The 23,863-nt window shown below is 55.8% G+C and carries 24 protein-coding genes and 1 tRNA gene; 9 read left to right on the top strand and 16 right to left on the bottom strand.

Annotated features, from left to right (window positions below; all coding sequences use genetic code 11):
- Window positions 1-21: 21 nt before the first annotated feature.
- Window positions 22-2,466, bottom strand: a complete 2,445-nt coding sequence (locus ACSBLW_RS04405; RefSeq protein WP_435259020.1) for a GcvT family protein — start codon at window positions 2,464-2,466, stop codon at window positions 22-24.
- A 115-nt stretch (window positions 2,467-2,581) separates the two neighbouring features.
- Here ACSBLW_RS04405 and ACSBLW_RS04410 point away from each other — a divergent pair, with 115 nt between their 5' ends.
- Window positions 2,582-3,430: a LysR family transcriptional regulator gene (locus ACSBLW_RS04410; RefSeq protein ID WP_435259021.1), complete on the top strand. Its 849-nt coding sequence runs from the start codon at window positions 2,582-2,584 to the stop codon at window positions 3,428-3,430.
- Window positions 3,431-3,556: 126 nt separating this feature from the next.
- On the opposite strand, the gene preA is transcribed toward ACSBLW_RS04410, so the two are convergent.
- Both preA and ACSBLW_RS04420 read right to left on the bottom strand, forming a co-directional pair.
- Window positions 3,557-4,861: an NAD-dependent dihydropyrimidine dehydrogenase subunit PreA gene (preA, locus tag ACSBLW_RS04415; RefSeq protein WP_435259022.1), complete on the bottom strand. Its 1,305-nt coding sequence runs from the start codon at window positions 4,859-4,861 to the stop codon at window positions 3,557-3,559.
- Between the two features lie 5 nt (window positions 4,862-4,866).
- Window positions 4,867-6,183, bottom strand: coding sequence for an NAD(P)-dependent oxidoreductase (locus ACSBLW_RS04420; protein WP_435259023.1), 1,317 nt, complete (start codon window positions 6,181-6,183; stop codon window positions 4,867-4,869).
- A gap of 278 nt (window positions 6,184-6,461) precedes the next feature.
- On the opposite strand from ACSBLW_RS04420, the gene accB reads away from it, so the two are divergent.
- From accB to aat, 3 genes are read left to right on the top strand one after another with little or no spacing between them, the layout of a single operon-like run.
- Window positions 6,462-6,959, top strand: a complete 498-nt coding sequence (gene accB, locus ACSBLW_RS04425; RefSeq protein WP_435259024.1) for an acetyl-CoA carboxylase biotin carboxyl carrier protein — start codon at window positions 6,462-6,464, stop codon at window positions 6,957-6,959.
- Window positions 6,960-6,969: 10 nt separating this feature from the next.
- Window positions 6,970-8,316 (top strand): acetyl-CoA carboxylase biotin carboxylase subunit, encoded by a 1,347-nt coding sequence (accC, locus tag ACSBLW_RS04430; protein ID WP_435259025.1) that lies wholly within the window; start codon window positions 6,970-6,972, stop codon window positions 8,314-8,316.
- 51 nt (window positions 8,317-8,367) lie between these two features.
- Entirely contained in the window at window positions 8,368-9,108 is a 741-nt protein-coding gene (gene aat / locus ACSBLW_RS04435) for a leucyl/phenylalanyl-tRNA--protein transferase (RefSeq protein ID WP_435259026.1), read from the top strand.
- Here the strand turns inward: aat and ACSBLW_RS04440 are convergent.
- From ACSBLW_RS04440 to ACSBLW_RS04470, 7 genes are all read right to left on the bottom strand, one after another.
- On the bottom strand, window positions 9,003-9,431 hold the full coding sequence (locus ACSBLW_RS04440; protein ID WP_435259027.1) for a DUF2155 domain-containing protein: 429 nt from the start codon (window positions 9,429-9,431) through the stop codon (window positions 9,003-9,005). The genes aat and ACSBLW_RS04440 overlap by 106 nt on opposite strands.
- Window positions 9,428-9,901, bottom strand: a complete 474-nt coding sequence (mlaD, locus tag ACSBLW_RS04445; protein ID WP_435259028.1) for an outer membrane lipid asymmetry maintenance protein MlaD — start codon at window positions 9,899-9,901, stop codon at window positions 9,428-9,430. Before mlaD ends, ACSBLW_RS04440 begins: the two co-directional genes overlap by 4 nt.
- A 1-nt stretch (window position 9,902) precedes the next feature.
- Window positions 9,903-10,277 carry an NADH:ubiquinone oxidoreductase subunit NDUFA12 gene (locus ACSBLW_RS04450; protein WP_435259029.1) on the bottom strand — a complete coding sequence of 125 codons (375 nt, stop codon included), beginning with the start codon at window positions 10,275-10,277 and terminating at the stop codon, window positions 9,903-9,905.
- Between the two features lie 78 nt (window positions 10,278-10,355).
- Window positions 10,356-10,892 (bottom strand): hypothetical protein, encoded by a 537-nt coding sequence (locus ACSBLW_RS04455; protein ID WP_435259030.1) that lies wholly within the window; start codon window positions 10,890-10,892, stop codon window positions 10,356-10,358.
- Complete coding sequence (gene clpX / locus ACSBLW_RS04460) at window positions 10,882-12,147, bottom strand: ATP-dependent Clp protease ATP-binding subunit ClpX (RefSeq protein WP_435259031.1); 1,266 nt, start codon at window positions 12,145-12,147, stop codon at window positions 10,882-10,884. Before clpX ends, ACSBLW_RS04455 begins: the two co-directional genes overlap by 11 nt.
- A 99-nt stretch (window positions 12,148-12,246) precedes the next feature.
- The gene (locus ACSBLW_RS04465; protein WP_435259032.1) at window positions 12,247-12,879 is read right to left on the bottom strand and encodes an ATP-dependent Clp protease proteolytic subunit; all 633 of its coding nucleotides are present in this window, start codon (window positions 12,877-12,879) and stop codon (window positions 12,247-12,249) included.
- Window positions 12,880-13,054: 175 nt separating this feature from the next.
- Window positions 13,055-13,681 (bottom strand): CDP-alcohol phosphatidyltransferase family protein, encoded by a 627-nt coding sequence (locus ACSBLW_RS04470; protein ID WP_435260040.1) that lies wholly within the window; start codon window positions 13,679-13,681, stop codon window positions 13,055-13,057.
- 193 nt (window positions 13,682-13,874) lie between these two features.
- Between ACSBLW_RS04470 and ACSBLW_RS04475 the strand changes: the two genes are divergently transcribed.
- From ACSBLW_RS04475 to ACSBLW_RS04485, 3 genes are all read left to right on the top strand, one after another.
- Window positions 13,875-15,086 (top strand): ABC transporter substrate-binding protein, encoded by a 1,212-nt coding sequence (locus ACSBLW_RS04475; RefSeq protein ID WP_435259033.1) that lies wholly within the window; start codon window positions 13,875-13,877, stop codon window positions 15,084-15,086.
- Between the two features lie 184 nt (window positions 15,087-15,270).
- Window positions 15,271-16,761 carry an ABC transporter permease gene (locus ACSBLW_RS04480; protein ID WP_435259034.1) on the top strand — a complete coding sequence of 497 codons (1,491 nt, stop codon included), beginning with the start codon at window positions 15,271-15,273 and terminating at the stop codon, window positions 16,759-16,761.
- Window positions 16,758-17,411 (top strand): ATP-binding cassette domain-containing protein, encoded by a 654-nt coding sequence (locus ACSBLW_RS04485; RefSeq protein WP_435259035.1) that lies wholly within the window; start codon window positions 16,758-16,760, stop codon window positions 17,409-17,411. The genes ACSBLW_RS04480 and ACSBLW_RS04485 overlap by 4 nt, the downstream gene beginning before the upstream one ends.
- On the opposite strand, the gene ACSBLW_RS04490 is transcribed toward ACSBLW_RS04485, so the two are convergent.
- On the bottom strand, window positions 17,408-18,730 hold the full coding sequence (locus ACSBLW_RS04490) for an ATP-binding protein (protein ID WP_435259036.1): 1,323 nt from the start codon (window positions 18,728-18,730) through the stop codon (window positions 17,408-17,410). The genes ACSBLW_RS04485 and ACSBLW_RS04490 overlap by 4 nt on opposite strands.
- Window positions 18,731-18,772: 42 nt before the next feature.
- On the opposite strand from ACSBLW_RS04490, the gene ACSBLW_RS04495 reads away from it, so the two are divergent.
- Both ACSBLW_RS04495 and ACSBLW_RS04500 read left to right on the top strand, forming a co-directional pair.
- Window positions 18,773-19,675 carry an MBL fold metallo-hydrolase gene (locus tag ACSBLW_RS04495; protein ID WP_435259037.1) on the top strand — a complete coding sequence of 301 codons (903 nt, stop codon included), beginning with the start codon at window positions 18,773-18,775 and terminating at the stop codon, window positions 19,673-19,675.
- A gap of 58 nt (window positions 19,676-19,733) precedes the next feature.
- Window positions 19,734-19,808, top strand: a tRNA-Asn gene (locus ACSBLW_RS04500).
- Window positions 19,809-20,346: 538 nt separating this feature from the next.
- Here ACSBLW_RS04500 and ACSBLW_RS04505 read toward each other — a convergent pair.
- From ACSBLW_RS04505 to ACSBLW_RS04525, 5 genes are all read right to left on the bottom strand, one after another.
- Window positions 20,347-20,694, bottom strand: coding sequence for a hypothetical protein (locus tag ACSBLW_RS04505; RefSeq protein WP_435259038.1), 348 nt, complete (start codon window positions 20,692-20,694; stop codon window positions 20,347-20,349).
- A 61-nt stretch (window positions 20,695-20,755) separates the two neighbouring features.
- Window positions 20,756-21,841, bottom strand: a complete 1,086-nt coding sequence (locus ACSBLW_RS04510) for a molybdenum ABC transporter ATP-binding protein (protein WP_435259039.1) — start codon at window positions 21,839-21,841, stop codon at window positions 20,756-20,758.
- A complete protein-coding gene (modB, locus tag ACSBLW_RS04515) occupies window positions 21,838-22,509 on the bottom strand; it encodes a molybdate ABC transporter permease subunit (RefSeq protein WP_435259040.1) in 672 nt (223 codons plus the stop codon). The genes ACSBLW_RS04510 and modB overlap by 4 nt, the downstream gene beginning before the upstream one ends.
- A 2-nt stretch (window positions 22,510-22,511) precedes the next feature.
- Window positions 22,512-23,300, bottom strand: coding sequence for a molybdate ABC transporter substrate-binding protein (gene modA / locus ACSBLW_RS04520; RefSeq protein WP_435259041.1), 789 nt, complete (start codon window positions 23,298-23,300; stop codon window positions 22,512-22,514).
- Window positions 23,301-23,363: 63 nt separating this feature from the next.
- A complete protein-coding gene (locus ACSBLW_RS04525) occupies window positions 23,364-23,744 on the bottom strand; it encodes a winged helix-turn-helix domain-containing protein (RefSeq protein WP_435259042.1) in 381 nt (126 codons plus the stop codon).
- Between the last annotated feature and the right edge of the window lie 119 nt (window positions 23,745-23,863).

The raw sequence follows: 23,863 nt of genomic DNA on the forward strand, positions 1-23,863 counted from the left end.
CATAAAGCCCCCGCGTTCACTCTAGGCTCTCAGTCGCGCATTCGCAGGATCCCAAGCTGGCGCATCTTCCAAAACTTCAGCCGGAACGCGTTGGCCAAAGATCTCCACCTCCAGCTTGGTTCCTGGCTCGGTCAAATCCGCACGAAGCATCCCCAAAGCAAGGCAAGCCCCTACCCGATGCCCCCAATAGCCACTGGTGGTTTCCCCGACGACTTTTCCGTCGTGCCAAAGCGTCGACATATAGGGCGGGTCATAATCGCCAGCATTCACCCGTAGTGTGACAAAGCGCTTTTCAACGCCCGCTTGCTTTTCGGCAGCAAGGGAAGCCTTGCCTCGAAACGCAGGCTTGGACCAGTCAACAAACCGCTCCAATCCACCCTGAAGCACTGTGTAATCTGTCGAAAGGTCACCTTTCCAAGCGCGATAACCCTTTTCGATACGCAATGAGTTCAGGGCGAACATTCCAAAAGGCCGCAATCTATGTGCTTGCCCTGCTGTGGTAATGGCGTCCCAAACCGCGGGCGCAACTTGGACAGGAGAATGAATTTCCCAGCCCAATTCGCCAGCAAAACTCACCCGCATCAAAATGACGGCGGAACCAGCAATCTTTGCCTTTTGCCATGTCAGCCATGGTTTTGAGAGATCTGCGTCGACGCTTGCCGAATGCAGTACATCTCGGGCCCTAGGACCAGTCAGGATTTGTGTACTCCAGCCCTCAGTCTCATCGGAAAGTGTGATGCCGGCTGGCAGGTCGCGTTCCAGCCATGCCTTGTCATGCCCCTGCGCCGTTGCGGCGGTGATGAGCAAGACTTCATTTTCACCCATTCGGGCCACAGACATTTCTGTGATGATCCTGCCCTTTTCATCGGCAAAATAAGCCAGTCCCAGACGTCCGACTGAGGGGATTTTGCCCGTGATTTGCTCGGCAAGCCAATCAGCCACGCCGTCCCCCTGAAGGCGGAACCGTGAGAAGCCCGGCAGGTCGAGAATCCCGCAGGCATCGCGAACGGCCTCGCACTCTGCCTTTACCGCAGCAAACCATGGCCCTTCACGACGCCATGTCTTCTGTGCTGCCTCTGATGTGTCATCACCCGGACGCGCATACCATAGGGCGCGTTCCCATCCGTTATAGGGGCCGAATTGCGCCCCCAGAGCAGCAACCTTGTCATGGACGGCAGAAACTTTCTTCATCCGCCCTTCTGGCCAGACGTGATGAGGGAAGTGGATCGCATATTCGTTGCCATAGACTTCCTTGCCCTTGGCGACGCAATAATCGTGGTCTTCGAACCCGGTAAAGCGCCGAGGGTCGCAAGACCACATGTCCCATTCCGTCGCCCCTTCGGTGACCCATTCTGCAAGAACCTTGCCCGCCCCGCCGGCCTGACAGATGCCAAATGTAAAGACGCAGGCTTCAAAGGCATTGGGAACCCCCGGCATCGGCCCAATCAGCGGATTGCCGTCCGGTGTATAAGGGATTGGTCCATTAATAACCTTTTGCAGATTGGCTTTCGCCAGCAACGGCACACGATCCATTGCATCATTAATGTGCCATTCGATCCGCTCCAGATCATCGGGAAAGAGCTGAAAGCTAAAATCGTCTGGCATTGGATCATCCGGCGTTGCCCAATGCGCCCGGCACGGATTTTCATAGGGCCCAAGGTTAAAGCCCATCTTTTCCTGTCGCAGATAATAGCTGGAATCAACATCCCGCAGCAGCGGAAGTTTGTGACCGGCTTCCTTGGACCATGCCTCAAGTTCCGGGATCGTATCGAACAGCAGATATTGGTGGCTCATCACCATCATCGGCACACGACGCCCGAACATACGGCCAACCTCGGCTGCATAGTAACCGCCCGCGTTTACAACGTATTCTGCCCGGATTTCACCCTTCGGTGTTGAAAGAACCCACTCGCTTCCCGTCCAACGCGCGGCCGTAACCGGGCAAAAGCGTTCAATATGCGCGCCCATGTCACGCGCGCCTTTGGCCAACGCCTGAGTAAGCTGCGCTGGGTCAATATCGCCATCATAAGGGTCGTAGAGCGCACCCGTGAGATCATGAGTTTCCACAAACGGGTATTTGTCGCGGATTTCATCGGGCGACAGGACCTCAAGATTCATACCTTGATAGCGCCCCATCCCGGCCACACGCTTGAATTCCAAAAGCCGCTCTGTGCTGTGTCCCAAACGGACCGAGCCCGTCACATGATAGTTCATCGGATAATCGACTTCGGCACCGAGGCCGCGATACAGCTGCGCAGAATAGCGCTGCATGTTCATGATCGACCAGCTAGAGGAAAAAGTCGGAACGTTGCCCGCTGCATGCCAAGTGCTGCCAGCTGTCAACTCGTTCTTCTCTAGCAGAACGCAATCTGTCCAACCCGCTTTCGCCAAATGATACAGAGAAGATGCGCCAACTGCCCCTCCTCCTATGATCACCACGCGCGCCTTTTGCGGCAGCTTTGACATGGCATCCTCCCTTGTTGTTCCAATTGATAATATTCATCGCCGCAGATCGACTTTCAATCGGCATGACGATGGCCTATTAATCAACAATGTCGATTAGAAGATTGGGGGATGCCACGTGCAGACAGAGTGGATCGACACCTTTTTGGATTTGATCGAAAGTCGGAGCTTCAACCGAACTGCGGACCGGATGGGTATTACGCAGTCTACGGTTTCGGCCCGGGTCAAGGCTTTGGAAGATGCAGTTGGCGCACGTCTCTTTCACAGATCACGCGCGGGAACAGAGCCCACGACAGAGGCCCTTAGGCTCGCCCCGCACGCCCGGATCTTGCGTCAGGAATGGACGCTTGCACGGCGATCAGTTGAAAAGCGTGGCGCAGTCGCGCTGACACTGCGGATAAGCATTCAGAACGATTTGGCGCATGCTCAGTTGGGACCATTGGTCGGTGATTTGCGGAAGCTGTTGCCACAGACAGCATTTTACATCGAGCCAGACTATTCGACACAAATGTGCACAGACCTGACCACGGGGGCGCAGGATTTCGGAGTGATGTTTTCGCCAAAGGCGCAGGCGGGACTTTACTTTGAGTCGGTCGGCGTCATCCCCTATCGGCTAATCAGTACCCATGCTCAACGACTGGAGGAGGTTGAGGCCGAGCGCTATGTCATGGCGCACTTTTCGCCTGCTTTCGAAACCGCCCACCGCGCGGCACTTCCTGATTTATCTGCTGCACCTGTCTCTGCGGGCCAATCAAGCGCAGTTGAATCGCTATTACGGGAAATGGGAGGATCGGGTTACGTCATGGAGCCCCGCGCCAAAACCATGGTTGAAACCGGCGTATTTCGATGGGTAACGGACGCGCCAATTCTCGAGCAACCAGTTTATGCAGCCATGCATGAACGCAACCGGACGCAACGGGCCTTTCGCCAAATGGTGCAATTGGTTCGGAAACGGTTGTCGGCCTGACAGACAGACTGACGACTGCTCCGACCGGTTCTTCACTAGCGTCATAAAAACGCCCCGCGCGTCAATGGCGCGAGGCGTCATCCCTAAAGCACCGGCGTTGATCGCTGGGCTTCTGTTTCAGGCCGATTATTCCGCCGCTTTGATAGCCATTGGATTATTTGGATGCGTCGTCCAATTGGCGTAGGTTTCAACCACCCGGCCAGTTCTTGGATCGACTGAACCCAGCGGCAAAGTCTTCATCGTGATGCAATTCTCGACCGGGCAGACATTGACGCATAGATTGCAAGCGACGCATTCCTCGTCTTTCACCGTAAAGATGCGATCTGCGGACATGTCGATGGCTTGGTGGCTGGTATCCTCGCAAGCGGCATAGCACCGCCCACATTTGATACAGGCATCCTGATCAATAACTGCCTTGGTGACATGGTTCAGGTTCAGCTGGTTCCAATCAGTAACATTCCCGACCGCACGACCAACCAGTTGATCCACCGACGTCATGCCCTTCTCATCCATGTATTGCGAGAGACCCGAGATCATTTCCTGTACGATCTTGAAGCCATAGGTCATCGCAGCCGTACAGACTTGAACCGATCCCGCCCCCAAAGCCATGAATTCAGCGGCATCGCGCCAAGTCGTGACCCCCCCGATCCCGCTGATTGGCAACCCGCGCGTCTCGGCGCTTCGGGCGATCTCGGCCACCATGTTCAAGGCAATGGGCTTGACGGCCGGTCCGCAATAGCCGCCATGAGCGCCCCGTCCGTCGATCGTGGGCTCCGGTGCAAAGCTGTCTAGATTGACAGATGTGATCGAGTTGATCGTGTTGATCAGGCTTACTGCATCAGCCCCGCCCCGCTTTGCTGCTTCGGCTGGCTTGCGAATGTCGGTGATGTTGGGCGTCAGTTTTACGATGCAGGGCATGCGGCTGTGCTGCTTGACCCAACGGGTCACCATTTCGATGTATTCAGGCACCTGACCAACAGCGCTGCCCATTCCGCGTTCGCTCATCCCGTGTGGGCAGCCGAAGTTCAGTTCCACGCCATCCGCTTCCGTGTCCTCGACATGCTTCAGGATCGATTTCCAGCTTTCTTCATCACAGGGAACCATCAGTGAGACGATCAAGGCCCGGTCTTTCCAGTCGCGTTTTACCCTCTTGATCTCTTGGAGGTTCACTTCAAGTGGACGGTCGGTGATCAATTCGATGTTGTTCAGCCCCAACAGGCGTCTGTCCGCGCCCCAGATGGCGCCATAACGAGGACCGTTTACGTTTACCACAGGCGGCCCTTCAGAGCCCAAGGTCTTCCAGACGACACCGCCCCACCCCGCCTTGAAGGCGCGGACCACGTTATATTCCTTGTCAGTCGGCGGCGCAGAGGCAAGCCAGAAAGGATTGGGGGATTTAATTCCGACGAAGTTCGTTGCCAGATTTGCCATTTTTCTTACCCCATCAGAGCCTTGTGAATATCCTCGGCCGCATTGCGTCCTTGGGCTACGGCGGTAACCGTCAGATCCTCGCCGCCATCTGTACAGTCTCCTCCCGCCCAAACGCCGTCTGGAAGGCCGGATATCTTTCCCTTGTCCGTGGAAACATTCGTCGGTAAACCCGCAAGCGATTGGCCGATCGCCTTGAAAACTTGATCGGCTTTGATCCGGAAGGTTTCGCCAGTAGCTTTCAAACCCTCAGCAGTTTCTTCCGTATAGGCAAATTCCACTTCGCGAACCGCGCCATTGCCATGGATGGATACCGGCATCGCGTTCCAGATGATCTTAACGCCTGCACTAGTAGCATGTTCTTGTTCATAGCTACTCGCGCTCATCTTGCTTTGACCGCGACGGTAAACGATCGAAACATTCTCGGCTCCTAGAAGTTTTGATTGAACGGCAGCATCGACGGCGGTCATTCCGCCGCCGATGACCACCACATCGCGGCCGACAGGGAGCTTTGTCAGATCAGCGGTTTGCCGAAGCTCGGCGATGAAATCCACAGCGTTCGCGACACCGTTCTTGTCCTCGCCTTCAGCGCGCAGTGCGTTTACGCCGCTTAGGCCGATCCCCAAAAACACAGCGTCATAATCTGCCTTGAGCTGGTCAAGACTGACGTCCCGACCAAGTTCCACGCCGGTCTGTATGGTGATGCCGCCGATGCCCAATAGCCAGTCGACTTCCCGCTGCGCAAAACCGTTGGTCGATTTGTAACTGGCTATTCCATATTCGTTCAAACCACCGGCCTTTGGTCGGCGTTCAAGAACCACGACATCGTGTCCGTGCATGGCCAAGCGATGCGCACAGGCAAGCCCAGCGGGACCCGCGCCAACAACAGCGATCTTCTTCCCGGTCGCGGCAGCGCGCTGGAATGGGTGCCCTCCCTTCTCCATGGCCGTATCGGTCGCGAAACGCTGAAGCCTTCCGATTTCGACTGGCTTGCCTTCCGCAGTCTCCCGGACACAGGCTTGTTCGCACAGTGTTTCCGTTGGGCAAACACGTGCGCACATGCCGCCAAGAATATTTTGAGACCAAATTGTATGGGCGGCTGCCTCTGCAGTTCCCGTCGCGATCTGGCGAACGAACAAGGGAATATCAATCTCCGTCGGACAGGCGGTTACACATGGCGCGTCATGGCAAAAATAGCAGCGATCTGCCGCCACACGCGCCTCGTGCCGGTCAAGCGCCGGTTCGTGATCCGAGAAATTCTCGGCAAGGCGGGAGGCTGGCAAACGCGCGGAGACAATGCCGGGCGTCAGCGGGCTGTTGGTCATTGTTGTGGAACTCCCTGTTCGTCTTGATTTGAAATCAGGCTGCCACAGCATTATTTTTTTATCAAATGGTAAATTTTAGCACGCAGCAATATTTCCAATCCCAGCCGCCGAGTGCACAAAAGTTACTCAACGCAAAGGGTGCTTTTCACCCTCGGCTGACAAGGCTATAAGCGATCAGCCCCAGTGGGGATAAAACCTGACCCAGGGTCAACCGCTGGCGCGGACATGCAAGACCAGACTGACCACCAACTGGCGATCAACAGCCAACAGAGGACGGCATGAGCAAGCAACACACCGAAGCAGACGTGGCCTTCATCGCGGCCCTCGCTGAACTTCTGAATAAGAACGAACTGACTGAAATCTCGGTAAAACGGGAATACGGGGAAGACGACAGCCTTGATGTGCGCGTCGTCAAGCAAGTGAACGTGGTGACCACAGTCGCAGCGGCCCCGGCTTATGCTGCCCCGATGGCGGCAGCCCCGGTAGCGGCCAGTGCTGCTCCTGCTGCCGCACCCGCAGCGGCAGAAGACCCGGCCCAGCATCCAGGAGCCGTGACCTCTCCCATGGTCGGAACCTGCTATCTTGCCGCCGAACCAGGAGCTGCACCTTTCATCTCGGTCGGCGCGACCGTAACCGAAGGGCAAACCATTCTGATCGTCGAAGCGATGAAGACAATGAACCATATTCCCGCCCCACGCGCCGGTACGGTCAAACGCATCCTTGTCGAAGATGGCACACCCGTCGAATACGGCACGCCGCTTGTGATCATCGAATAAGGGGCGCCCCATGTTCGAGAAAATTCTGATCGCCAACCGTGGGGAAATCGCGCTTCGCGTGATCCGTGCCTGCCGTGAAATGGGGATCAAATCTGTCGCGGTCCATTCTACGGCCGATGCGGACGCCATGCATGTGCGGATGGCAGACGAGTCGGTCTGTATCGGCCCTGCCCCTTCGACTGACAGCTATCTCAACAAGGCGGCAATCATTTCCGCTTGCGAGATCACGGGCGCACAGGCCGTGCATCCCGGCTACGGCTTCCTTTCCGAGAATGCCAGTTTTGCACAGGCCCTAGAAGATCACGGGATCACCTTTATCGGCCCGAAAGCCGAGCACATACGTATTATGGGTGACAAGATCACTGCCAAGGAAACCGCGAAGGATCTGGGTATTCCAGTCGTTCCGGGATCGGAAGGCGGCGTGCCGGATCTGGAAACTGCGCTACGAGTTGCAGAGGACATCGGATTTCCGGTGATCATCAAAGCAACAGCAGGTGGTGGCGGGCGCGGCATGAAGGTGGCCAAGAACGCAAGCGATCTTGAAGTCGCCTTCCGCACTGCACGGTCAGAGGCCAAAGCGGCCTTCGGCAACGACGAAGTCTATATAGAGAAGTACCTTCAGAAACCCCGCCACATCGAGATTCAGGTCTTTGGTGATGGCCGTGGCAAAGCCGTACACTTGGGAGAACGCGATTGTTCGCTCCAGCGGCGTCACCAGAAGGTTTTCGAAGAAGCGCCTGGCCCCTGCATCACGCCCAAACTGCGGAGCGAGATCGGCGAGATTTGCGCCAATGCGGTCGCCAAAATTGACTACATCGGAGCCGGAACCATCGAGTTTCTATACGAGGATGGAGAGTTCTATTTCATTGAAATGAACACCCGCCTTCAAGTCGAACACCCGGTCACCGAGTTCATCTTCGGGGTTGATCTGGTGCGCGAACAGATTCGGGTCGCCGCTGGGATGGAGATGTCCTTTGGCCAGCAAGACCTTGAAATCAACGGTCACGCGATTGAAGTCCGGATCAATGCTGAACGGTTGCCGAACTTTGCACCCTGCCCCGGAAAGGTTCGTGTCTTCCACGCTCCAGGTGGCCTCGGTGTCCGTATGGATTCGGCTCTTTATGGTGGGTATTCGATCCCTCCCTACTATGACAGCCTGATCGGTAAGCTGATCGTCCATGGCCGCGATCGCCCCGAAGCGTTGGCGCGCCTGAAGCGCGCTCTGTCCGAGTTGATTGTGGACGGCATCGATACCACTGTTCCGCTTTTCCACGCACTTTTGGCAGAGCCCGATATCCAAGCCGGAGATTACAATATCCATTGGCTTGAAAAATGGCTGGCGCAACAATTCGGATGACGAAGCTAATGGTTTGGCGCGGTGAAATCCGTGCCAAACCACTCTGCAAAAATGATCAGCATCGCTACTCCGCAAGGAGATTTGTCATTGGCTGAGCAAATTACGCCAGAGTTGCTATTACGCGCATATTCAATTGGGATTTTCCCAATGGCCGAAACGCGCGAGAACCCGAAGATTCATTGGGTAGATCCGCGGCATCGCGGCATTATTCCGCTTGATAGGTTTCATGTATCTCGCAGCCTCGCACGGACGATCCGGCGCGAAATCTTCCATATTTCAGTGAACAACGATTTCTCGGCCGTAGTCGAGGGGTGCGCGGACCGCGACGACACTTGGATCAACGCTGAAATTTTTCAACTTTACAAAGCCTTACACGACATCGGCTTTGCTCATTCGATTGAAGTCTACGACGATGGGGCGTTGGTTGGCGGGGTTTATGGCGTTGCTATGGGCGGCGCATTCTTTGGCGAGTCAATGTTTTCTCGACGAACAGATGCATCCAAAGTTGCCTTGGCGTATCTCGTGGACCGACTGAACGCGGGCGGCTTTACTCTTTTGGACACTCAGTTTTTGACGCCGCATTTGGCGTCCCTCGGGGCCGTCGAGATTTCGCGCGCTCAATACCAAAAAAAATTGGAAAAGGCGCTCGCTGCAAGAGCCACTTTTTTCCCCGAGGGTTATGTGCCTCAGCCTTCGTTGATTTCTTCAATGGGCTCTTCTGGTGTTTCTGGCGGCTCTTCTGCTTCAGGAGCAACAAAGCCTGAGTCGCAAGAAAGAACCCATACGTCATAACGCGGGTGATCCATGGCAGAAACCGCGGGGCTGGAAGCAAGCATCCACCCCGAAAAGACAGGCTCGCTCCGCCCTTCTTCAATGACTGTCAAGTGCGCCTGCGCATCTGACGCGGGGTTTTCTTTGGGATACCGACAATCGTCCAGCAAGACGGTAATTCTTCCCTGGATGGCAGATTGCCCCAAGGAAAGCGACACGTCCGCCAGTTTACCTGTGACCTTATCCAGAAGACGCAAGGTGCCACCTGGTGCTGATTCCATTTCCTGCGAAAATGCAGCGGACCCATAGACCAGCGCCGCCAAAAAAAAGCTTAGTGTTTTCAAGGCGTCGCCTCCTCAGTTCCGGCGCCCTCGCCCCCTGACCCAACAAACTTCATCAGGAGATTGACGAGGCTGACCGACCCTTGCGTGTCTTCGATTTCATCACCCGGAGACAGGTTTTCCAAAGAGCCGCCGGGCATGATTTCGACGTAATTACCGCCCAAAAGGCCCTCAGAGGAAATCAAGATCGCGCTATCAACTGGGATCTGTACAGAATTCTGTATCTCAATTTCCGCATCGGCGAAATAGGTCTGCGGATTGAGTTCCAGGCCCGTGATCGTGCCAACCTTTAGCCCGGCCAAACGGACATCAGAGCCGACAGTAATGCCATCAACTGCCCTAAAACTTGCCTTAACTGGGTAACTCGCGGATGCGCCCTTCAAGCCAGCTGTTTGGGATGCAAAGTACAAAAAACCTGCGGCCACGAGCAAAACTGCGGCCCCGGCAAGTATTTCGCTCCGCTCAGAGGTCATATTATTCCGGTTGCCAAGCTTCGTAATCTGCCCGAACAACAGGCTGTGCCTTACGAATAGAACCAGCGGGCGCATATGCAGACAGCGTTCCTGTCAGGTTTTCCTGATGCGGCCTTTCCCACGCCTTCTTTTTCAACGGGGCTTTGGTCGGCGGTTCGTCCCAGCTGTGGTGCAACCAACCATGCCATTCTGGTGGCACGCGGCTTGCTTCGGCTTCGCCATTGAAGATCACCCAACGGCGTTTGCCATCGCGCGTTTCATAATAGACGTTACCCTGATCGTCTTCGCCAACCTTCACACCGTTGCGCGAGGTATATACCTGCGTTGCAAGGGTTTGTCCGTTCCACCAAGTGACGAGACGCTTCAGGAATGACATGGGCGAGCCTCCAGTTCGTTGACCTTGATATGGCGGAATTATCCGAGAAGGTCCAGTACCAAGGCATCGCACCTTGGCCTATCGCTTGGAATATTGGCCCGAGTACCGAATAGAAAGGGCAATCCTTCTCTCGGGTGCGTAAAGCTGAAACATCGAGCCCGCCCAATCGGAAATGTAGTAGGAACCTGGGGTCTCGACCGCGTTCAGGATAAGATCCTCCAAGCCATCAACTCTTAAGAACGCACCACAAACTTCTAAAAGATCCTTTCCCTTAGGGCCCTCCGCCAGAATCGGTGTTGGCTTCCAGTTTCCGCCGAATTGCAGGAAATCGGGGCGCGACAGGTCTCTGCGCGGCGGCTTGTGTGAGGCATCTTTCTTAAGACGCACTGCCGCGATGTGGCAAAGAAGATCAGATGGTTTTTGATTATTGAGCGAGGCGACTGAAGTCTCGATGAGACTTCGATCATACTCGACCACAGCACCAAACATTTTCGGGATACTGGCGTAGATGCGATCTTGAGCGATGGCGGCCGCGCCGACCAAAGTCACAAAAATAAAAAAGGCGGACCAGAGGCCCGCCTTCATGAAATCCCGTTTCTTCGGTTCAGCCCGCATTCGCAGTCTCTTTCTTCTTCCCGCTCTCTGTATAAACCAGCATTGGCTTGGCGCCGGCGTTTACCGCCTCATCCTTGACGACAACCTCTTGCACCCCTTCCATGCCGGGAAGTTCGAACATCGTGTCGAGGAGGATGTCTTCCATGATCGAGCGCAAGCCACGCGCACCGGTCTTTCGCTTGATCGCGCGCTTGGCAATGGCCGAAAGTGCGTCAGCCGTAAAGGTCAGTTTAACGCCTTCGATGTCGAACAGACGTTGGTACTGCTTCACAAGCGCGTTCTTCGGTTCGGTCAGAATGGTAACCAAAGCCGACTCATCCAAATCAGCGAGAGTTGCGATCACCGGCAGACGCCCGACAAATTCGGGAATAAGTCCGAATTTCAGCAAATCTTCCGGCTCCAGTTCCTTGAACAGCTCGCCCGCCCCGCGTGCATCTGGATCCTTGACCTCGGCACCAAAACCGATGCCAGACCCTTTGCCGCGTTGAGCGATGATCTTTTCCAGCCCAGCAAATGCACCACCACAGATGAACAGAATGTTCGTAGTGTCCACTTGCAGGAACTCCTGCTGCGGATGCTTACGACCACCTTGAGGCGGGACCGATGCCACCGTCCCTTCCATGATTTTCAAGAGAGCCTGCTGTACGCCTTCGCCACTGACATCCCGAGTGATCGAGGGATTATCGGACTTGCGGGTAATCTTGTCGACTTCGTCAATATAAACGATCCCGCGCTGTGCGCGTTCGACGTTGTACTCACTGGCTTGCAGAAGCTTCAGGATGATGTTTTCCACATCTTCCCCAACATAGCCCGCTTCGGTCAGTGTTGTCGCGTCGGCCATGGTAAAGGGCACGTCGAGAATGCGCGCAAGTGTCTGTGCAAGCAAGGTCTTACCGCAGCCTGTCGGCCCGATCAGCAGAATGTTCGACTTTGCCAGCTCAATATCGGTCTTAGAAGAGTGATTCAGGCGTTTGTAGTGGTTGTGCACCGCGACCGAAAGCACGCGCTTGGCATGCTCCTGACCAATCACATAGTCGTCCAAAACTTTGCAAATATCGCGCGGGGTTGGAACGCCATCGGTTGATTTGAGGCCCGACGACTTCGTCTCTTCACGGATGATATCCATGCAAAGTTCGACGCATTCATCGCAAATGAAGACGGTAGGCCCGGCGATCAGCTTTCGGACTTCATGCTGGCTCTTGCCGCAGAAGGAACAGTAGAGCGTGTTCTTGCTGTCGCCTGAATTGTTCGCCATTGGGTACCCTCAAGACCTTGTTCGGGAAAGTCTAAGCCAAGGCCCGACCGTCCACAATGTCAAATCGCCCCCGATGGTCATCACACCGGGGGCAGGCTGTCACTTGGTTGTATCGTCCGATTTGCCGCGCGACTCTACGATATCGTCAATCAGGCCCCACTCTTTCGCTTCTGCGGCCGACATGAAATTGTCGCGCTCAAGTGCTGCCACGACCTTTTCGTATTCATTGCCAGTATGCTTGACGTAGATTTCATTCAGGCGTTGCTTCAGTCGCTCGGTTTCGCGTGCATGGATCAGGATGTCGGTTGCTTGTCCCTGATACCCGCCAGAGGGCTGGTGAACCATGATCCGGCTGTTTGGCAGCGAGTAACGCATTCCTTTTTCGCCGGCCGTCAGCAAAAGCGAGCCCATTGACGCGGCTTGCCCGATCACAAGGGTCGAGACCTTGGGCTTGATGTACTGCATCGTGTCGTAGATCGACAATCCAGCGGTCACTACGCCACCGGGACTGTTGATGTACATGCTGATTTCTTTCGAAGGATTCTCGGCCTCAAGAAACAACAATTGGGCGCAGATGAGGCTGGACATTCCGTCATGTACCGGACCCGACAGGAAAATGATCCGTTCTTTCAGCAAACGGCTGAAAATGTCGTAGGCGCGTTCCCCGCGGCTGGTCTGTTCGACGACCATAGGAACCAGGGTATTCATATAGGTGTCAATTGGATCGCGCATCTCTCGTCCTGCCTCTCGGGTCATTCACATTGGGATATCGGTCGTTCGTTACGAGAGTCTTAGTTGCGCGATGCGGGGGCTGCAAGGGCAGGTCTGCAATCTCCGGTCTGAGACAGGCCGATCATGCTGTCGACCTCCAAGATTTGTGTGTCCAACCACCCTTTCCTACCAGAGATTATGTCTCGCGCGGATTTTGCCCGATCAATTTTCTAGCCCAGAAAACGCGTGCAACTGCCGTAAATAAGCAAAGTATGGCGAAAGCGGAGGCGCAGATAGCAAAGCTTGACGGAAAGACGCAAACGAACAGAAAGAAGGCAATCGTTTCGGCACCCTCCAGAAGTCCTGCCGCATAATAGAGCGATTTTTGACCCTGTGCGTCGGTAGAGAGTCCATTCTTCTCTGCCATGATCGCAAACCCCAGGAAGCTTGCAGCGTTCACATAGAAACTTGCGATAAGAAATCCCGCAACCAATGCATTATTTGATGGGTCTCGAAGCGCGAACGCACACGGAATCGCGGCATAGAACACGAAATCGCAAAATATATCGAGGTAGCCGCCAAAATCGGTTTTCCTTGAAGCTCGCGCCACGGCTCCGTCAAGCCCATCAGCCAAACGGCTGAGCGCAAGGAAAACTATAGCCACAAGCATCGGCCCCGACAGGGCAACCACTGCCGCCATGGCTAGACCAAAGCCCAAACCGACAAGGGTCACGTCATTCGGACTTACGCCGCTTTTTGCAAGCCGATAGCCCAGTCTGTTCAGTGGAGGGTCAATCAGGGGTCTGAGTTTGGCGTCAAACAAGATTTTCTCCATTCTTTCGCGTCACGCCAGCGCCGCTTCGTCAGCCATCGCAAAACGTTACACCTGTCACGCCAACGTGCATTTACTGAAGGCATTTTCGATTTGCGCTTGAAAGCACACGGCAACGCACCATACCCCTAACCTAGCCGAACCATCGACTTCAAATGAATGACCAGCCAAGGCGAGCAGGATGATGCAAAGAAGAGACTTTATTTTCGCGGCAACCGCCGTCGTCGGCATGTCTGCCATGCCCGCATTTGCAGGCACGAAGGAATGGGAAGCCGTACTCAATGAAGCCAAGGGTCAAACAGTCTATTGGCATGCTTGGGGTGGAGATGAAAAGATCAACGCCTTCATCGCTTGGGTCGGGGAGCAGGCCAAAGAACGTTACGACGTTAAACTCGAGCATGTGAAACTTGCTTCAACCACAGATGCCGTCACGCGTGTCCTGACAGAGAGAGATGCAGGCATTACCAAAGGCGGGGCCGTCGATCTCATCTGGATCAATGGCGAGAATTTTGCGGCTATGCGCGCAAACGATCTTTTGCACGGTCCCTTTGCCAGCAGCCTTCCGAACTGGGGTCTGGTTGATGTGACAGGAAAGCCGGCCGTTGTATCTGACTTCACATTATCCACTGACGGTTTCGAAAGCCCGTGGGCTATGGCGCAGCTTGTCTTTGAGTATGACAGCAAAGTCATTGCCGAGCCGCCCAAATCGCTTTCCGACCTAAAAGACTGGATCAAAGCGAACCCTGGCCGCTTCACCTATCCCCAGCCACCAGATTATCTTGGCACAACCTTCCTGAAGCAAATCGCCTATGGAACAATGTCTGATCCGTCGATCTTGCAGCAACCTGTGGACGAGGCGAGCTATGCCGACGCCGTCGCTCCGATCTGGTCCTTTCTGGACGAAGTCACCCCGTCACTTTGGCGCCAAGGCCAAGCCTACCCACAGAATGAACCCGCTCTTGGCCAGCTGCTTTCCGACGGTGAAATCCAGATCGGCTTTGCATTTAATCCCGGACGGGCGAGTGCTGAAATCGCCGCAGGAAACTTACCGGACAGCATGCGCACCTTTACCTTCGAAAGCGGAACCATTGGCAACGCCAGTTTCGTCGCAATTCCCTTCAATTCGTCGAATACCGCTGGGGCAAAGGTGATCGCCGACCTCCTGCTGTCCCCCGAAGTTCAGGCGCGGGCACAGGATCCGAACGTCCTTGGTTTTCAAACGGTATTGGACGTTGCGAACCTTCCAGAAGCCGAAAGGGTTCGCTTTGAGGCCTTGGAACTTGGAGTTGCAACTTTAAGTCCCGACCAAATTGGCCCAGCACTTCTGGAACCTCACGCAAGCTGGATGGTTCGCATAGGTCAGGATTGGGTCGAGCGTTACGGTGTGGCGCAGTAAGATCGTGTCAGGCGGGGTGCTTCGGCAAGCGCCGCGCCTGACACTTCTGCTTCTTTTGGGCCCGACAATCGCGGGGGTGCTGGGAACGGTCACTCCGGCGATTGCAGATGGATTCAACGGGTTGAGGGCGGCGTGGCTGTGGCCAGGCTTTTTCCAGTCCCTTTATCTATCTTTCAAAACCGGCTTGCTCTCGACACTTGTGTCATTCGTTTTGGCCATGGTGATCGTGTCATCCCTAACCGGTAGCCGGGCCTTTTCTGTAGTTCAGCACATGCTCGCACCATTGCTGGCCGTTCCACACGCCGCGGCAGCGTTGGGGATCGCATTCCTCATCGCACCATCCGGTTGGATCGCTCGGGCGATTTCACCGTGGCTTACCGGTTGGGAACTTCCCCCAGATGCCCTTGTCATAAACGATCCCGGAGGATGGGCGCTGATAGTCGGCTTGATCGCAAAAGAGCTGCCGTTCCTCCTGCTGATGACACTGGCAGCGCTTCCTCAAACTGATGCAACACGCCGCATTCTTCAAACACAGACCCTCGGCGCAGGAAAAACCGTTTCATTTTTGGTGGCTGTTCTGCCGTCCCTCTATAAACAACTCCGCCTTCCGGTTTACGCCGTTCTGGCTTATTCGATGACTACTGTCGAAATGGCCATGATTTTGGGCCCCAATCTGCCCCCGCCTCTTTCGGTCCAGATTGTCGTTTGGATGAATGAGGCAAGTCTTGCGAACCGCGGCACAGCAGCAGGGGCAGCCTTGTTCCAGTTATTGGCCGTGATTTTGGCAATTGGCGGTTGGCGCATCAGCGAATGGGCGATCGGAGCGGGATTCAGATACTTCGTTCTACGGGGCCTCCGGGCCCGCTGGCTGGACATCCCTGGTCGCGCCCTTGGAATTGTCTTTGGATTAGGCTTTTCGGCCTTCCTCTTTCTGGGGCTTGCCGGACTCGCCGTTTGGTCCTTTGCCGTTATGTGGCCTTTCCCTCAGGCTTGGCCAAGCGATCTTTCCGCAAAGACTTGGATGCAAACAGGTGCTGTCCTGTTTGAAAGGACAAGAGACACCTTCTTGATTGCCGTTTGGTCTGCTTCCGTTGCCCTCGCCCTCGTCCTCGCCTGCCTGGAGGCAGAGCATCGCTATCAGCTTGTACCAAACCCGTTTGCTTCAGCGGTTCTTTATCTTCCACTGATAATACCGCAGATTGGGTTTCTCCCCGGTTTACAGCTCTTTGCTCTCTGGTTCGGCTTGGACGGAACGCGGGTCGCGGTTGCGGCAGTCCATTTGATCTTTGTCTTGCCATATGTCTATCTTTCGCTTTCAGGCCCCTTCCGAAGTGTCGACCCAAGGCTGGGGCTAGTTGCAGCCAGCCTAGGAGCAACTCCGCGGAGAGCCTTCTGGGCAATTCGCCTCCCAGTCCTTCTTCGCCCGATCCTAACAGCATTCGCGGTGGGGCTTGCTGTCTCTATTGGCCAGTACCTACCGACGTTGCTGACCGGAGGCGGTCGCGTTGTAACTCTGACCACGGAAGCTGTGGCTTTGTCTTCAGGTGGGAACAGACGCATCATCGGCGCGTATGGACTAGCTCAATCTCTGTTGCCAGTCTTGGGCTTTGCCTTGGCTCTGATCATCCCCAATCTCGTGTTCCGAAATCGCCGTGACCTCCAAACAAAGACATGAACAGAATGCTCACGCTTGAAAAACTGCAAGTGTCGAACTCCAACGGCCTGTTGGTTGACCTGAACGTCATGATTAACCCTGGCGAGACGCTATCTATCATGGGGCCATCGGGCTCGGGGAAATCGACCGCACTCTACGCGCTGCTTGGCGCCCTGCCCGCTGGATTCAAGGCCAGTGGACGCGTTCTTCTTAACGTCCAAGATGTCAGCCGGCTGCCCCCTCATCGGCGCAAGATCGGATTGCTGTTTCAAGACGACGTCCTCTTTCCGCACCTTTCTGTCGGCGGGAACCTAGCGTTCGCCATTCCACCGCGACTTGAGGGACGGGAACTTCGATCAGCAGCCGTGTCAGCGGCCTTGGCACAGGCTGGGCTTGAGGGTTTCGAGGACCGGGACCCCGCGACGCTATCTGGTGGACAAAGAGCCCGCGTCGCCCTGATGAGGGCGCTGCTTGCTGAACCTGCCGCACTGTTACTGGATGAGCCATTTTCCCGCTTGGATCGTGAAATGCGCAACCAAATACGGGGCTTCGTCTTCGAGACGATACGTACCCGGAATATCCCCTCAATCTTGGTCACGCATGACCATGAGGATGCAATAGCGGCAGGCGGGAAGATCATTTCTCCGCTTGGAGAGACCCTCAGCCCCTAACGTGCCAGACGCAGCTCGGCTCTCAAACCACCCAAAGCTTCGCTCTTCCCCAGGACAAGGCTTCCGCCGTGGCTCCGCGCTATATCAGCCACGATTGCCAGTCCCAATCCTGCTCCACCCCGGCGATCCATGTTTCGTGAATCGTCTAGCCGCGCAAAAGGGGTCACTGCTCGCTCCCTTTGCGCATCTGGAATGCCCGGACCATCATCTTCGACAATAAAGCGTATCTGCTTTTCTGTGGACTTTAGACCCAAGGTCACAGTCTTTCCGTGTCGGCAAGCATTTCCCACAAGGTTTTCAAGAGCGCGAGCGACGGCTTGCGGTCGTAATCGCACCTCTTTCGGCGCCGAGATTTCCGGTTCCAGATCGACCCTCAGTCCTGCCCGAGTCGCATTTTCGACGACTCGATGAAGCAAGGCCAGCGGATCCGTCCCAACCGGCTCTTCCATCGCATCGCCCCTTGCAAAGGCAAGGAACTCGTCAACCATCCGTTCCATCTCGGATACGTCGTTCATCAACGCGTCGACGTCGTCGTCGGGTGGCAGCAAAGACAAACCAAGACGCAGCCGTGTAAGAGGAGTCCTCAAATCATGGCTTATCCCGGAAAGCATCATCGTTCGCGTTTCGATGGCGCGCTCGATCTTCGCACGCATGTCCAAAAAGGCCGCACCAGCCGCCCTTACTTCCGTCGCCCCCCTTGGCCGGTAACTTACGACATCACCCTTGCCGAAAGCCTCGGCCGCGACGGCAAGACGGGCAATTGGGCGCAACTGGTTGCGTAGAAAGACATAGGCGATGAATGTCATCAGAATAGACGCCAAACCCATGATGACCAGCAACTGATGGGGGTTTGACGCTGAAATTCGCGGCCGCGGGATGATCAGCTCAATTGGACCTTTGGCACTTTCCAAGGTCAAGATAACCCCGCCGCGCATGGACGAGAGGTCAATCACATAGATCCCCGTCAATCCCGCCCGTAGCGTGTCGAACACAACCCCTGCAGTCAGGTCATCCCAGTCTGACCTGTCTGACGCCGCCAGATCTCGCTCGGTAAGGGCCAGTTGCATCCCAAAAGCGTCAGCCGTCTCAGAGGCCTGAGAAAATGCCCGATCTACATTCGTTTCGTCCGCAAGCTCTTGCCGGATCAATTGGATTTCGTAGATCACCCCCCGCGAAAGCTGACGAGTCACACCTTCAAAATGCCGTTGAATGAAAGCAATGGACACGATCAATTGGATCGTGACGATGGGCAGGACAAGAATAAGCGCCGCTCGACCGTAAAGGCTGCGCGGCAGACCGGGTTTGAAGGACAGACGCATGGTGCGAGGCTAGCGCCAGACAGGACAGAAGGAAAGCGCGCGATGGAGACCGGAAGCTTTGAAGAGGTCGCAGCCGGCGTCCGGCGATTGGTGGCCCCGAATCCGTCGCCCATGACAGGCTATGGCACGAACAGCTATGTCATCGGTGCTTCTGGAAACTTGCTTGTTGTCGACCCCGGCCCAGCCATCGCCGGCCACATGGACGCTCTCTTATCCCTGCATTCTGCCAAAAGCAGGATAGCGGCGATTGTCGTAACCCATGCCCACTTAGACCATTCTCAGGCAGCACCCATGATTTCGCGGCAGACCGGGGCACCCACTCTTGCCTTAGGCGCAGCCGGCGAAGCGCGCTCTGAACTCATGAGAGCCCTCGCTCAGCAGGGATTGAGCCATGGCGGTGAAGGAATCGACCGCAACTTTCGCCCCGACGAACGGCTGGTCGCTGGTCAAATTCTCTCAGGTGATTGGGGAGAGTTGGAAGTGATGCACACGCCCGGACATATGGCCGAACACATATGCCTGCGTTTTGGCGACATCCTCTTCTCGGGCGACCACGCCATGGGGTGGTCCACCAGCTTGGTTTCGCCCCCTGATGGCGACATGGGCAGCTATCTCGCTTCACTCCGCGCGCTCTTGCTGCGCGACTGGCAGTTGATGCTGCCCGGACACGGCAACGCTGTGCGGCATGTCTCACAACGACTGGAAGAACTTTTGGAGCATCGCTTGGAAAGAGAACAACAGATTGCACGGGCCCTATCTCACGCGCCCGCAGACTGCGCGACACTTGCAAAGCGTATATATACGGAAACCCCGGCAGCGCTCCTGCCTGCAGCCGCACGCAACATTCTTGCGCATCTCATTGATCTTTATAGTAGAAATGTCGTTTCTTGCAGCGGCACCATCACCAACAACACGGTTTTTTCACTTCAGACCCAAGAACCGTGATTTTTCCCATCCACCCCCCTTTACGCCCCCGATTCAGCTTGCTATACGGCCCACGTGTTCCGGCGTAGCTCAGCGGTAGAGCAGTTGACTGTTAATCAATTGGTCGTAGGTTCGATCCCTACCGCCGGAGCCAAAAATCCCTGAGATTGTGGCATGTTAAAGATCCCATATGGGGATCTTTTGCTTTTCATACCAAAGAATTGTTAAAACCACCTATTGCTTTGCGGCAGGGCGCGCCTGCTGAGGCTTGATACTTCAGATTACGAATGGACGATGGCGCCAATCTGCCGAAGTAACGACGTTTGAGTCCGTTGAGGACTTTGATCCCGAAACTCGTCGCGCTCTAATCCTCTCAACAATACCAAGAGTGTGACTGCCAACAACGTTCCCGAATAGATAGAAAATCCAAGGCTGTCTCAACTGCTTGTCCACCAAGATGAGGCGCCTGTACTTCCGAAGATCCAGATTGGGGAAGGTGCCGCCTCCAGCACCATCTTCCTAGGACAGCAACCAATTGAACGAAAACTTGGTTTGCTGGGCCGGCCACCCGGTTGGATGGCCTGCTTGGTGCTTGGTTAATCGAAAACTTGGCAGAGCATGGAGATTATGGGGAGAAGATAAGGCCACCAACCGCTGCCCCCTTCAGGCAAGACAACGGAAACTGCTTACCCTCAGTTTACAGACGGGCGCAGACCTGTGTCTTGCAGAGTAACAAAGGTCGATCGGCCATGCATCGTGATTTCTGTCACGACCATAGATCGCAGCCCCTGACCTGCGCCCCCGCCACGCAACTCAACTGCATTCTCGGCACTGAACGTCGCATCCAAGAGCGAAAGAAAGGCGCTACCGTTAACGTTGGCAACGATACCACCTTCAATCCATTCAACAGATTGCGGAACCACCCGTCTCGTCCCGACAATCAATTCCATCGGCGTATCCACAATAGGGCATCCTCTGTCAGCTTCGGTCTGATCGCGGAAATCATCCCCGCCAACCACCCAATCGGGATGACCGGCCAAATCCGATTCTTCAAACGATTCGGCATGTTATCCCCAGATATTCAAGTAAACTGTGGATAGATCAGTCAGACTGAACAGGCGCGGCATTCCCCCGCGCGACTGACATGGTTTTGAGAATGACATGGACCTGGTCGTCCTTTGCCAAGGACAGTTGGTCCACTGCCCGGCGCGTAATCCGGGCCAGAACCTCATCTTCGCCAATTGCGATATGAACCATGACCCCGGGGCCAACTCCGGGCATGATCTTCGATACACGCCCTGACAGAATATTTTGTGCCGACAGGCCCAAGGGCAGTTCCTTCGATAGGATCACGTCGTGAGCCATGATCCGAACACGCAACCATGCGCCCGGCTCGGCATCGACCCTCGGCAAGTAAAGTGGCCCGGTCGCGGCCTGCAGATGGCTGAGGCCGTCAGGCAAATGGGCGACGACCCGCGCGCGCAACATCGCCGCCGCCTCGCGCAGGCCCATGACGCGCAACGCCTCGGTATCGGCCATGACTTCGGCCGTGGTTCCGGTCTTCACCGTCTTTCCACGATCAATGACCAGCATCCGGTCTGCAAGAAGCTGCGCCTCATGCACATCGTGAGTAACCAGCACGACTGGCATATGAAGATGGGCCCGCAGCGCGATGATTTCTGCGTAGAGTGTTTCTCTGGTCGCCCGGTCCACAGCCGAAAACGGTTCATCCAGCAATAGCACGTTCGGCTTCCGGGCTAAGGCGCGGGCCATTGCGACGCGCTGCTGCTGCCCGCCAGATAATTCCGCTGGCCGTCGACCGCCCAGCCCCGCAAGCTTGACCATGTCCAAAAGCCGCTCTGCCTCTGCACGATCGGGGACTGGAAGCGCTAAGGCCACGTTCTCCAGCGCCGTCATGTGGGGAAACAAGGCGTACGACTGGAAAACCACTCCGACTTTCCGCAGATGCGTGGGACGAAAGACATTTTTACCGGTATCCAGCCAAACCTCACCGTCAACGCTGATCCGCCCCTCTTGCGGATGTGTCAGTCCGGCAATCATCCTAATTAGCGTAGATTTTCCGGCACCAGAGGGGCCAATCACGGCCAAAAGCTGACCGGACTCAAGGCGAAAAGCCACATCCAGGCAGACGGGATGTTGCGCCTTAACCCAGACATCCAGCGTCATTGCGACAGCCTCCGCCCAATTCGGGCCGATAGAGCGACCGTCAAAACAATGGTGGTCAGTGACAGCACCACGAGAAAGGCCGACATCGACGCCGCTGAGCGTTCATCAAAAGCCTGTACGCGGTCATAGATAGAGATTGCGATGGTCTTCGTCTCTCCCGGGATCGACCCACCGACCATCAGAACCACACCAAATTCACCTAGCGTGTGAGCAAAGGTCAGCACCATCGCGGTCAGGACGCCCGGCCAAGCCATCGGAAGGTCGATCTTCCATAGCCGCCGCCACGGCGACAGCCCGCAACATAAAGCGGCCTCTCGCACCTCGCGCGGCACCGCCTCAAAGCCACGTTGCGCAGGCTGGATGGCGAAGGGTAGATTGACCAGAACCGAGGCGAGGACCAAGCCTTCAAAGCTGAAGGCAAGCGTGTGACCAAAAAGACCTTGCCAGATCTCGCCCAACACTGAGCCGCGCCCAAAAGACGTGAGCAGGTAGAAACCAAGCACTGTCGGGGGCAGAACCAACGGTAACATTACCATCGCTTCGATCACGGCTTTTCCTTGAAACCGATGATAAGCAAGGAACCGACCGGCAAAGATTGAAACAGGCAGCAGAAGCGCCACTGTCCAAGCGGCAAGCCAAAGCGAAAGGGACAGGGCTTGCCAGTCCATCCTCACTCACCTTCTGGCAACGTAAAGCCGTAGGATTTCATTTTGGCCCGTGCCTGCTCGGTCTGCATATAGCGATAGAAATCCTGCGCCACCGGACCTGCATCCCTTAACAGAACCATGCGCTGTCTTAGCGGCTCGTGCCATTCTTCGGGAAGGAGAGTGTAGGTGCCCTTGCCCGCCAGATCCGGGGCCAAAGCCAAAGAATAGGCAATAATGCCGCCTTCGGCATTGCCTGAGAGAGCGAATTGCGCGGCTTGGCTGACGTTTTCACCAAGAACCAATTTTGGCTCAATCTGGTCCCAAAGCCCGCGCGAGATCAAGGCTTCCTTTGCTCGCGCACCATAGGGCGCGTGGTCAGGGTTCGCGATGGCAAAGCGCGCAAGGCTGCCGTCGGTCAGCTTTGTGGCAAGGTCGTCCAGATTGGAATCGGCCCTAAGGGTTGCATTTTCTGGCACGATCATCACCAGCCGTCCAAGCGCATAAAGGCTGCCTTCGTCTCTCGTCAGTCCTTCGGCATATAGGGCAGATACGAAAGATTCGTCGGCTGCAAGGAACATCTGAAACGGCGCTCCTTCGCGGATCTGTCGCGCGAAATTACCTGTCGACCCGAAGGAAAGACGGATTTCCTGCCCGGTTTCCGCCTGAAAATCCGAAGCAATCTCTGTCAGGACAAACTGCAAGTCCGAGGCCGCCGCAATAACAGGTGCCTCCTCTGCCTCAACCGAAAACGCCGAAAACAGCATCGTCGCAATGACGGCGAGAGCATGTCGGCGACGAAATTGGGGGATCATGTTCTCTGCCTTTGGAAATATTCTCAGAAATATATCGGTTGCAGATGACAGATACGTCAAGCGTTATTTCCCACCGGATAGATCGCTGAGCTTCGATTGCAAAGCCAAAAGCTCTTCGGCCCCTGCAATCGCAGCCTTTTCCTGAAACCTCCGGTACAGCGACACGATCTCTTGCCCGAACTCGGTCAAGACCGCGCCGCCCCCCTTTGCCCCGCCCCTGCTGCTTTCCACCAAAGGCGCCGAAAACATCGCGTTCAGACGGCTGACAATGTCCCAGGCACGCTTGTAACTCATTCCCATTTCACGGCCTGCTGCTGCGATAGAGCCCGTGCGGGCGATGCGCTCCAAAAGCTCTGCCTTGCCGGGACCAATCATCTCATCCGCACCAAAAACGATGCGGATGCGAACAACGGGAGGTGAAGGGCGGTCGGTCGCTTTTGTCATGGGGCGACGTTGCGCGAAAACTCCCTGCCCCGCAAGTGAACGCATCTTGAAAACGCAGATGGCCCCGGAAACCGGGGCCATCTTGACGCTGCCCGAAGGCAGGCCTTGGGTCTTGGTCC

Origin of the sequence: Thioclava sp. FR2 (assembly GCF_051200875.1) — a bacterium.
In the GTDB taxonomy this organism is placed as follows: domain Bacteria; phylum Pseudomonadota; class Alphaproteobacteria; order Rhodobacterales; family Rhodobacteraceae; genus Pseudotabrizicola.

Excerpts from the sequence above, each read along its gene's own strand:
- ACSBLW_RS04405 (WP_435259020.1), bottom strand. The coding sequence starts at position 2,466 with ATGTCAAAGCTGCCGCAAAAGGCGCGCGTGGTGATCATAGGAGGAGGG.
- preA (WP_435259022.1), bottom strand. The coding sequence starts at position 4,861 with ATGGCAAATCTGGCAACGAACTTCGTCGGAATTAAATCCCCCAATCCT.
- ACSBLW_RS04420 (WP_435259023.1), bottom strand. The coding sequence starts at position 6,183 with ATGACCAACAGCCCGCTGACGCCCGGCATTGTCTCCGCGCGTTTGCCA.
- accB (WP_435259024.1), top strand. The coding sequence starts at position 6,462 with ATGAGCAAGCAACACACCGAAGCAGACGTGGCCTTCATCGCGGCCCTC.
- accC (WP_435259025.1), top strand. The coding sequence starts at position 6,970 with ATGTTCGAGAAAATTCTGATCGCCAACCGTGGGGAAATCGCGCTTCGC.
- aat (WP_435259026.1), top strand. The coding sequence starts at position 8,368 with ATGATCAGCATCGCTACTCCGCAAGGAGATTTGTCATTGGCTGAGCAA.
- mlaD (WP_435259028.1), bottom strand. The coding sequence starts at position 9,901 with ATGACCTCTGAGCGGAGCGAAATACTTGCCGGGGCCGCAGTTTTGCTC.
- ACSBLW_RS04450 (WP_435259029.1), bottom strand. The coding sequence starts at position 10,277 with ATGTCATTCCTGAAGCGTCTCGTCACTTGGTGGAACGGACAAACCCTT.
- ACSBLW_RS04455 (WP_435259030.1), bottom strand. The coding sequence starts at position 10,892 with ATGCGGGCTGAACCGAAGAAACGGGATTTCATGAAGGCGGGCCTCTGG.
- clpX (WP_435259031.1), bottom strand. The coding sequence starts at position 12,147 with ATGGCGAACAATTCAGGCGACAGCAAGAACACGCTCTACTGTTCCTTC.
- ACSBLW_RS04465 (WP_435259032.1), bottom strand. The coding sequence starts at position 12,879 with ATGCGCGATCCAATTGACACCTATATGAATACCCTGGTTCCTATGGTC.
- ACSBLW_RS04475 (WP_435259033.1), top strand. The coding sequence starts at position 13,875 with ATGCAAAGAAGAGACTTTATTTTCGCGGCAACCGCCGTCGTCGGCATG.
- ACSBLW_RS04485 (WP_435259035.1), top strand. The coding sequence starts at position 16,758 with ATGAACAGAATGCTCACGCTTGAAAAACTGCAAGTGTCGAACTCCAAC.
- ACSBLW_RS04490 (WP_435259036.1), bottom strand. The coding sequence starts at position 18,730 with ATGCGTCTGTCCTTCAAACCCGGTCTGCCGCGCAGCCTTTACGGTCGA.
- ACSBLW_RS04495 (WP_435259037.1), top strand. The coding sequence starts at position 18,773 with ATGGAGACCGGAAGCTTTGAAGAGGTCGCAGCCGGCGTCCGGCGATTG.
- ACSBLW_RS04510 (WP_435259039.1), bottom strand. The coding sequence starts at position 21,841 with ATGACGCTGGATGTCTGGGTTAAGGCGCAACATCCCGTCTGCCTGGAT.
- modB (WP_435259040.1), bottom strand. The coding sequence starts at position 22,509 with ATGGACTGGCAAGCCCTGTCCCTTTCGCTTTGGCTTGCCGCTTGGACA.
- modA (WP_435259041.1), bottom strand. The coding sequence starts at position 23,300 with ATGATCCCCCAATTTCGTCGCCGACATGCTCTCGCCGTCATTGCGACG.
- ACSBLW_RS04525 (WP_435259042.1), bottom strand. The coding sequence starts at position 23,744 with ATGACAAAAGCGACCGACCGCCCTTCACCTCCCGTTGTTCGCATCCGC.